Source organism: Bradyrhizobium sp. 23 (assembly GCF_023073295.1).
Classification (GTDB): domain Bacteria; phylum Pseudomonadota; class Alphaproteobacteria; order Rhizobiales; family Xanthobacteraceae; genus Bradyrhizobium; species Bradyrhizobium canariense_D.
Genome location: NZ_JADPJF010000155.1, coordinates 1 through 2,591 on the forward strand (window position 1 = coordinate 1; position 2,591 = coordinate 2,591).

Sequence of the window (2,591 nt, forward strand, 5' to 3'; positions counted from 1 at the left end):
TGCTCGGTTCGGGCTGATGTTCAATCTGTCGACCCCGAAGCCGCTCATGTCGACGGTTGACAAGTATACGGGTGGACCCCAATAGGCCGCACCAGCACCGACACCAGCTCCCGTATCGCCTCCGGCGCCGACCTATCCTTGTCCTACCGATGCTCCTGCGTACGGGGCATCGGTCATTTCGTTTTCCTGTCGATCACCCTCATCGCTTCAGCAACCTCAATGACCGCAACCGCGCATCCGGCATCGGCCTGTTCAATGCCGGTCGCCAGCTTGGCTGGTCTCATGGGAGCAACCCTGCTCCACAGATCGATCGACGATACCCGACCTGTCGACTTGGAAGCTCGCGGTTCAGAGCGGAACGCTCATTGATCAACGCTCTTTGGCCTGTGAGCGACCACTCCGTCCTTCACGCGCTCCGCGAATGTCTCCCCAGACTTCGCTTGTTCAGCAAAGGCCACAATGCTTGCTTCCGTTTCGGCGATCTGGGTCTTCATCTGTTCGGGACGCGCGGACCATCCGCCGCCATGCGCCTGATGCGGTCGATTTCTTCGACTGTCTGAGCCTGCACCTCATCGGATAGAACGTCAGGGGGCGGCAATGCGCAGAGCTTCTCGAACTGATCGCTTTCGCTCTGGAGCACGATCGACGAGTAGTCGGAAAATACGATGAGGGAATCGACCATCTCGTCGGTCTCGTCTAGGATCAAAACTCACGCACCCGGCGAGCCTTTGGATCATATTCTGTGGCGGCCGCCGACGAGGATTCTGATTCGACATCCAGGCTATGATCCAATGAAGATGATACAGGCTTAGCTCGCTGTTCCGGTGTCGTTCGAGAAGGCCGTTCGATAAAGCTCCTCAATCTTCGCGACTTCGTCTGGCGTTAATTGGGAGAATTCGTTGCCACGGGCGCGCTTTGAGAGTCGCCCTTCATTCTGTTGCAAGAATAAGAGATTGTCGAGGGTGCGCTCCGGCAAGTCCATCATATTTTCGACGCCCGCTCGGAATGTATCGAAGCTCCGCAAGAACCGGATTTCCTTCGGAAGATCCTGTTCGATGGTCCTCTGCACGCATTCGTACAGAAACTCCGCGTGCGGCGTTGCATCGAAAAATCGGTAAAACGTCAGCCCTATCATTCAGGACCTTGACGTTGCCCTGTGGAGGAGGGTGCCATTGGACGCATGGAAGCAATCTACTCGAAGCTTTCTAATACGTCCTTGTATTCGGCGGTTTTGTCTTAGGACGGCGGCTGAAAACCGGAAAGTGGATGCCGGCGGATTGAATCCGTCGTGCCAGGTGAGGCCATTGCCGTCCTCGAATGCATGGATGTAGACGAACCCGAAGGCCAGCACGGCGGCAGCCACGGCGGGGTCAAGCTTAATTGACGAGGCCTGGTCGAACGCGATCAATCCGTGGACGAGGGAGGCGATATCTTCGTGATGGCGCGCTGATATGGTCCGGAATGGGTCTCTGCGTCCGATGAAACCGCCTTCCTGCCGAAAGCCGAGCTTCACGAAACGCTCATCCACCGATGACAATGCGGTGCAGGCGCAAGAACACCGTCTCATCGAGCGGCGTCCATCCTGCTTCGCCGATGACCTTATCCCACCGCTGGATAAGATCCTGCGGCGGCTCTCGCCTTCGATGACGCAGCTCGATTTTGACTCCTTGAGGAGAAGGTTTAATTGCGCGGGCCCGCCGCAACGCCCTGGCCAGGGGGCCTGGCTCGGAACGCCGGCGCGCCCGTCAGGAGGCGCAGCCGGCCCTCGGGACGCACGGCGGCCTCCAGAATGGCGCACATTTCCGCTTCCGCGCTGCGATTGTGCTACGCCGGCGGATTTTCCCCTCGTAGGCAGCACCATTCTCAAGCGCGATCGTGCTGCACGACCGGGTCCACGAAGGTGATGTGCAACGTGATCGGCCCTCTGGAACCGTCGAGCAACACGCGAAGCCTGCTGCGCGTAGCACCGAACCCGAGAACGACTCCTTGCTTGCCGCTCAGACGCGGTCCAGCCGCTTCGCAAACGACTACACGCTCACCTACGGTCCAGTCGTGGAGCGTACTTTCACTGGCACATGTCACTTTGAGTGTCCCAGGACTTTACCCGTCCCAACTCCAACCACGCCGAAAGAGACACGCAGTTAACGATCGCACATCGGGTCCCTCCGTTTCCGACACGCCTCGAAATGCTGCAAGACTCGCATAATTGCGGCCCGACGCCTAGTCGAATGTTAGAGCTCTGCCTGGCGGTTCAGGGCCGGACTGGATCCACCAGTTGGAGTACGAACCTCCCGAATGCTGGTCTACTTTGAATTGGAGGATCCTTTTTGCAGTGGCGTTTATCCATTGGTCTAGGAGGGGCCTAACGGGCGTGTGGCGCGGGAACTGGACCGGCTGATGATCGAGCGCGGCAAGCCCAGGATGGTGGTCAGCGATAACGGGGTAAGCGCGAATTTTCCGGCACCTTTTGCTTTTGAGTGCTCTGATGCATGAGGTGTCCACCAAATTAGGTGGACACCTTGTGATGGCAGACGATGATCAGAAACTGCGGGTCAGGCTTGTTGGTCGGAACGGTCGCCGGCGCTACGAGG

The 2,591-nt window shown here is 58.4% G+C and carries 3 protein-coding genes and 1 pseudogene; all 4 read right to left on the reverse strand.

All coding sequences use genetic code 11. The features are described from left to right. Window positions 1–490 precede the first annotated feature (490 nt). Complete coding sequence (locus tag IVB32_RS40855; RefSeq protein ID WP_247376870.1) at window positions 491–682, reverse strand: hypothetical protein; 192 nt, start codon at window positions 680–682, stop codon at window positions 491–493. Window positions 683–808: 126 nt separating this feature from the next. After that, window positions 809–1,135 carry a hypothetical protein gene (locus tag IVB32_RS40860; RefSeq protein ID WP_247398704.1) on the reverse strand — a complete coding sequence of 109 codons (327 nt, stop codon included), beginning with the start codon at window positions 1,133–1,135 and terminating at the stop codon, window positions 809–811. Further along, window positions 1,136–1,567, reverse strand: coding sequence for a Fic family protein (locus IVB32_RS40865; RefSeq protein ID WP_247398706.1), 432 nt, complete (start codon window positions 1,565–1,567; stop codon window positions 1,136–1,138). Between the two features lie 176 nt (window positions 1,568–1,743). After that, window positions 1,744–1,830: pseudogene (locus IVB32_RS40870) on the reverse strand (plasmid stabilization protein); the annotation flags it as partial. Window positions 1,831–2,591 lie beyond the last annotated feature (761 nt).

Bases quoted from the DNA above. Each gene is read 5' to 3' on its own strand.
- IVB32_RS40855 (WP_247376870.1), bottom strand. From the start codon at position 682: ATGGTCGATTCCCTCATCGTATTTTCCGACTACTCGTCGATCGTGCTC.
- IVB32_RS40860 (WP_247398704.1), bottom strand. From the start codon at position 1,135: ATGATAGGGCTGACGTTTTACCGATTTTTCGATGCAACGCCGCACGCG.
- IVB32_RS40865 (WP_247398706.1), bottom strand. From the start codon at position 1,567: ATGAGACGGTGTTCTTGCGCCTGCACCGCATTGTCATCGGTGGATGAG.